General features: G+C 23.8%; 5 protein-coding genes. 2 read left to right on the top strand and 3 right to left on the bottom strand.

Annotation, left to right across the window (positions count from 1 at the left end):
* Nucleotides 1-246 precede the first annotated feature (246 nt).
* Together abc-f and J7G74_RS00860 are read left to right on the top strand one after the other, a co-directional pair.
* On the top strand, nucleotides 247-1,833 hold the full coding sequence (gene abc-f, locus J7G74_RS00865; RefSeq protein ID WP_297130554.1) for a ribosomal protection-like ABC-F family protein: 1,587 nt from the start codon (nucleotides 247-249) through the stop codon (nucleotides 1,831-1,833).
* 232 nt (nucleotides 1,834-2,065) lie between these two features.
* Nucleotides 2,066-4,054 carry a sensor histidine kinase gene (locus tag J7G74_RS00860; protein WP_297130551.1) on the top strand — a complete coding sequence of 663 codons (1,989 nt, stop codon included), beginning with the start codon at nucleotides 2,066-2,068 and terminating at the stop codon, nucleotides 4,052-4,054.
* Between the two features lie 152 nt (nucleotides 4,055-4,206).
* Here the strand turns inward: J7G74_RS00860 and J7G74_RS00855 are convergent, their stop codons facing one another.
* From J7G74_RS00855 to hpf, 3 genes are all read right to left on the bottom strand, one after another.
* Nucleotides 4,207-4,791 (bottom strand): 4Fe-4S binding protein, encoded by a 585-nt coding sequence (locus tag J7G74_RS00855; protein ID WP_297130548.1) that lies wholly within the window; start codon nucleotides 4,789-4,791, stop codon nucleotides 4,207-4,209.
* Nucleotides 4,778-5,002, bottom strand: a complete 225-nt coding sequence (locus J7G74_RS00850) for a 4Fe-4S dicluster-binding protein (RefSeq protein WP_297130545.1) — start codon at nucleotides 5,000-5,002, stop codon at nucleotides 4,778-4,780. Before J7G74_RS00850 ends, J7G74_RS00855 begins: the two co-directional genes overlap by 14 nt.
* Nucleotides 5,003-5,205: 203 nt before the next feature.
* The gene (hpf, locus tag J7G74_RS00845) at nucleotides 5,206-5,739 is read right to left on the bottom strand and encodes a ribosome hibernation-promoting factor, HPF/YfiA family (RefSeq protein WP_297130543.1); all 534 of its coding nucleotides are present in this window, start codon (nucleotides 5,737-5,739) and stop codon (nucleotides 5,206-5,208) included.
* Nucleotides 5,740-6,421: the final 682 nt, after the last annotated feature.

The following is a 6,421-nucleotide window of genomic DNA, read 5'->3' as shown; positions in this document are numbered from 1 at the left end:
CTTAAAATATATTTATTTTTGTGTGAAAAATATTAATATAATTATGTTTTTAGAGCTAGAATATAATTATATTTTATATATACTTAGTAGAATTATATCTTCCTTAATTTAAAGTAGTTGAAATTACTTAAATTTAAGGAAGTTTTTTTATGTAAATTTTAGAATCGGATATACATGAAGTGATAACAAAGACATATGGTTTGTTACACGACTAAAGAAAATTTACTTTTAAGAGGAGATGGAGTTATGTCGCAAATAAATATAAATAATTTAAGTTTTCAATATGATACACATGGTGAAGATATATTTAAAAATGTATCATTTTGCATAGATACAGACTGGAAGTTAGGATTGATTGGTCGAAATGGAAGGGGAAAGACTACTTTTTTAAAACTTCTTATGGGAGAATATGAATATAGTGGTCAAATTACAAGTACAGTAAAGTTTGAATATTTCCCCATCAAAGGGCGTGACATTTTTGGGACAGCCTTGGAGGTAGTTAGAAATTCCATTGCTCCTTTTACAATTTGGGAAAAAGAGATGGAAGAATATAGTCTGTTGCCAGAAAAAATGGATATATACGGAGAAATTCTAGAAAATTATATAAATAATGATGGATATATAATAAATGAATTAATTGAAAAAGAAGTTAATAAAATAGGCTTAGATACTAATATACTTAGTAAAACATTTGAAATATTAAGTTATGGAGAACAAACAAAGTTACTTTTAGTAGGATTATTTTTGAGAAAAAATCACTTTTTACTTATTGATGAGCCTACGAATCATTTAGATGTGGAAGGAAGAGAAATAGTAGCTAAATATTTAGCCAGTAAAAAAGGATTTATAGTAGTATCTCATGATAGAGCATTTTTAGATTCTATAGTTGACCACATACTTTCTATAAATAGGGCTAATATAGAAATTCAAAAGGGTAATTTCTCCACATGGCAATTTAATAAAGATAGAGAAGATGAGTTTGAAAAATCTAAAAATGAAAAATTACAAAAAGAGATTCAAAGGCTACAAAAAACAGCTAAGCAAAAGTCAATATGGTCCCATAAAATAGAAGCTAGTAAAAAAGGAAATGGTCCAGTTGATAGGGGATTTATAGGTCATAAAGCAGCTAAAATGATGAAACGAGCTAAGAGTATTGAGGCTAGACAAAATAAAGCAATTGAAGAAAAGTCTAAATTACTAAAAAACTTAGATGTTGTAGAAAAATTAGAAATATCTTCAAAAAATATAAAGGATAGAGATGACTTAAATCAGAGTAAAGAAACTGTATTGGAAGTTCATAATTTACAAATTAGTTATGACGATGAAAAAATATTTGATGATATAAGTTTTGAAGTAAAAAAAGGTGAGCGAGTGTGGCTACGAGGGAAAAATGGAAGTGGTAAATCTAGTATTATAAAATTAATAATAGGCGAAGATATTCCACATAGAGGATATATTAAAAAAACAAATAAAATATCTTACATCTCTCAAGAAACTTCTCACTTAAAAGGAAACTTAGATGATTTTATAAAAAATGAAAATGTTAATAATTTGCATGTAAAAAGTAATTTAATAAAGCTTGGATTTGAAAATATACAATTTGAAAAAGATATAAGTCAGTGGAGTGAAGGTCAGAAGAAGAAGTTACTTATTGCTAAGAGTTTATGTGAAGAAGCTGATTTATATATATGGGATGAACCTCTTAACTTTATAGATGTGATTTCACGTATGCAAGTAGAAAATCTTATTTTTAGTGAACAGCCAACAATGTTATTTGTGGAGCATGATACTTCATTTGGAGAAAAAATAGGTACTAAGATAATTCAACTTTAAATTTATAAGGATAAAATTGGGGGGATTAACTTATAATAATAAAATTATAGAAAATAATACAAAAATCTATAGATTTCGCTATGAAAGGTAAGTTTAATATATAATTTTATATTTATTTACTTAAAATTAAAACAAAAAATAAATTATACGACATAATATTACAAATAAAATTCTTTAAGTATGTTATTATTTGTAAAAGCAGGAAAAATGAAAAAGGGGATTTTAGAATATAATGCATAGAATTATAGATAATAACAAGTTAGAAGAGAAAGAAAATAGATTACTTATTTATGTAATGATTACTGTTTTAATAGTATGTACTATTTCTATTACAGATATATTTTTATCTGGTGAAGGAGATAAAACTTACCTACAATCTACTATAAGATTTATTAGGACTTTTAATTGTGTAACTTCAATATTGGCTTTTGGCAGTTGCATTATAGCATATAATAGACTAAAAAAAGATAGTGTATTTTTTATTTCTTTAATATATTTATCATTATCAATAGATATATTATTAGGATATATTAATTACTTGAGTTTTTATGCAGTAAAATTATCAATATCTAATTATACCGTTATATGTACCTCTATATTAAGGGTTTTTATATTAATTCTATCTATTAGAGAAAATAATAAAATTTCAAAAGTTATTATTGATAATAAAGAACTATCAATAATAATTTTAGTTGCATATTCTGTATTATTTGGACTGCTTGAAATTAATTTTGGTAGTAAAATTAGTTTTTATAATAGTAGTGAATTTTTTGTATTATATAATATTTTCTTAATGATTATTTATGGTTATGTTGGCATAAAATTATTTAGAATTGGTTTAAAAAGTAAGGAATACTTATTTATAGTTTTATCCGCTAGTATATTTTTATTTTCAATAAAAGCAATTTATGGTATATATTCTATGAATTGTAAAGGTGTATTGTCATTTTATATTAATTTAACAGCAGTATCAATAACTTTTATCAGCTTTTTTATAGTTATTACAGGTTCTTTTGTTGAGTTATATATATATATATGTAAAACAAAAGTACTAAATAGAAATTTATCTACATTCTATGATTTAGCTGAAAATAGCAATCATAGCTGTATGTTTATAAGTGATGAAAATTACAATTTATTATATGCTAATAAAAAGATTAAAGAAAATTATAATATAATCGATAATGATAATTTAAAAGAATTAGAAGAAATTCTAAAGAATAAATTAGATTTTATTGGTAATAAGAATGAGATAATGGACTCTCTACAAGTGAATGGTTTTTGGAGTGGAATAATCAAGAATGATAAAGAAAATAGGTATTTGGATTGCTATGTACATCTAATCATCAGTGATGAAGAATACAAACAAATAGTAGTTTCTTATTCTGATGTTTCCCAAGAAATAAACACTCAGTTTGAATTAGAAAAACTTAAAGTATATGATAAAGAAAAAAATGAGTTTATAGCAAATTTAGCTCATGAATTAAAAACCCCTTTAAATATATTTAGCTCAGCCATACAATTATTAGAGAGAGGCTTACATAAAAATGATTTAGACTTTAAATCTATGTATATAAAATATGAAAAACATTTAAAAACAAATTGCAAGAGAATGTTGAGATTAATAAATAATATTATGGATATTTCACAAATAGAAGAAGGTTTATTGAAACCTAATTTTGGTATATATAACATAGTATCCATTGTGGAAGATGTAACTTTATCCGTTTCAAATTTTGCATTATTAAAAAAAATATACATACAGTTTGATACAAATGTGGAAGAAAGTATTATAGAATGTGATCCAACGATGATTGAAAGAGTTATACTAAATTTATTATCAAATGCAATAAAGTTTTCAAATGAAAATAACAATATATATGTTAATGTAATTGAAAATAATGAATGGATAGAGATAGTTATAAGAGATGAAGGCATAGGTATAGAAGAAAAAAATTTAGAGCACATATTTAAACGTTTTGTTCAATGTGATAAATCTTTTACACGAGCTAATGAAGGAAGTGGAATAGGACTAAGTATTGTTAAGTCTATAGTTGAAGCTCATGATGGTAATATAAGTGTTGAGAGTAAACTGAATAAGGGGAGTAAGTTTATAATTAAATTACCAAATAAAAATTTAAAATCTCAGGTATATGACTACTACAATATAAGTAATAACAATATAGAATTAGAATTATCAGACATTTATGAAATTGTATAATTTTTAAAAACTTATATTAGTTTTATTGAAAGTGTAAAATTATTAAACTTATTAAAAAATAAAGTATTTAGAAAATTCAAATATATGGTTATATAGAGCAATAACTGAAGCTTTTATTAGCACAGTTATTGCTTTTTTTATTTAAATAAGTCTTATTTATTAGAACGATATTTTGACTTTGAAATTAACTGGGTCATAGTTCCCATTGGGCAATATACACACCAAGATCTTGGTTTATATAAAATCATAGTAATTATACCTAAAATTGTAGATGTTAACATTATACTATAAAAGCCAAATGCAAATTGTGCAACCCATGGAGAAACCATACTTGTATTAACCCAGTTCCAAGGAAGTTTAAATGTCCAAAGTATTTTTATAAATTTTTGTAATTCACTAGCTTCACTAAATACCATATAAGTATTAAATAACATCAACACAAACATTGTCATAAAGAATGTTAAGAAACCATATCTAAACCATTTACTTCTTAAAAAGCTAGGTATATCTTTTTTTCTAGACATTTTTAATTTATTTCCCATAAGATCCAATAATTGACCTCTACCGCAGTATACATTACAATATTTTTTACCCCTACCAGATAGAGAGATTATTAGGGGGATTGAAAAACATAGAAGTCCTAACCAAGCAAATAATATATTAAATAAACCTAAAGATAAATATATACAACTAATAATCCACATATAATCTATTATTTTTTTCTTATTTTTCTTCATTATTGTTTATAGCCTCCATTACTTTAATACCTATTACAGATGCAGGACAAGCTTTTGCACACTTTCCACATCCAACACATTTTTCTGTATTTATTTCAGCGAATACTCCTTGTTCTATGTGTATAAGTTGCAAAGGACAAATTTTTACACAAGTACCACAAGCAACACAATAATTTTTATCTATCGTTGCTTTTTTCTTAACCTTAGTCATTTTAATAATCCTCCCAATGTTTTTTATTTAAAGCTATTATATTGTTTTTTTAGTAAAAAGAAAGTGACTAAGTCACATAAATGAATTAAAAGCAATAAATTATAATTTCCATACAATATAAAAAAGAACCAACTATTTAATAGTTAGTTCTTTTTAGTCTTACCAAATGAATATTTGTGTACCTATGTAGTTAAATTTTGTAGCTAAATTTGTTCAATTAAACCATATCCATCATGTCTTTTATAAACAATATTTACATCTTCAGTATCTGAATCTCTAAATACAAAGAAGTTATGACCTAATAGTTCCATTTGATTTATAGCATCTTCAGCGCTCATAGGTTTATTTATATTAAATTTTTTCACCTTTTTTATCTTATTATCATATTCCTCATCAGATGTATCATAGTATTCTATATTATCAAATCTTATACTATCATTAGATTTATTTTTTCTAGATAATTGAGTTTTTAACTTTCTTATTTGACCATAAAGTTTATCATAAACCAAATCTATAGCAGAGTATAAATCTTCTCTAGAATCTTCTGCTCTAAGAATAGTTCCGCCTTTAGTAAATATAGTAACTTCTATTTTTTGATTTTTCTTTCTTACATCTAACTTTACATTTATATCAGTATCTTGATTTAAATATTTTTCTAACTTACCAAATTTATTTTCTATTTTTGATTTAATAGCCTCTGTTAATTCTACTTTTTTTGAAATGATATTTATATTCATAATCTTATTCCTCCAGTAAATTTAGTTTGTTATATAGAAAAATTTTCAAAGATGATATATTTAATAGGATTTAAATATAATTAGCAAATTTCTTTTCTTTTTAATAATTTGGCTAAATTTAAAACTACTAAAACCCCACTACATAATATTGATGTAATTATAAAAATTTTTTTCATCTACTAGCCCCTCTTTCCTTTGGTTATCTGTGATTTAATTATAATCGAAAAATGTTTTCCTAAAAAGACTATATTTTTACAAAATTTTTTGATAATATATTGATTATACGGTGTTTTATTGATTAAAAATATTTTATTAAAGAAAAGAAAGATGGATTTTGCTATTTATAAAGTTCATTTTTAATTTTTAAAACAAATGATATTTTAACGTTATATTAATGGTAGAAATAAATTAAATACTAGATAATCTAATAAGCTTATTTTAGAAAAATATCACATTTTGATAATAAACTAGCAAATAAATAGAAAGAATTTGATTCTTTTAAATAATAAAAAATATACTCTTTACCCTCAAGCAGAAGATTGTATAAATGAAATAGTTAAAGACTTAAATTCTACTTAAAATAAAATTCAAAATCATATAACAAAATGATACCTATTTTTAGGTGTCATTTTCTTTATTGTAATGAAATTATATGTTATCTGCTCCATGAATAACATATAAT

This window comes from Terrisporobacter sp. (assembly GCF_017888745.1).
Classification (GTDB): Bacteria; Bacillota; Clostridia; order Peptostreptococcales; family Peptostreptococcaceae; genus Terrisporobacter.
Note: the sequence above shows the minus strand (reverse complement) of the source record. Positions and strands in the feature narration are given on the sequence as shown.

Excerpts from the sequence above, each read along its gene's own strand:
- J7G74_RS00850 (WP_297130545.1), bottom strand. The coding sequence starts at position 5,002 with ATGACTAAGGTTAAGAAAAAAGCAACGATAGATAAAAATTATTGTGTT.
- hpf (WP_297130543.1), bottom strand. The coding sequence starts at position 5,739 with ATGAATATAAATATCATTTCAAAAAAAGTAGAATTAACAGAGGCTATT.
- J7G74_RS00860 (WP_297130551.1), top strand. The coding sequence starts at position 2,066 with ATGCATAGAATTATAGATAATAACAAGTTAGAAGAGAAAGAAAATAGA.
- abc-f (WP_297130554.1), top strand. The coding sequence starts at position 247 with ATGTCGCAAATAAATATAAATAATTTAAGTTTTCAATATGATACACAT.
- J7G74_RS00855 (WP_297130548.1), bottom strand. The coding sequence starts at position 4,791 with ATGAAGAAAAATAAGAAAAAAATAATAGATTATATGTGGATTATTAGT.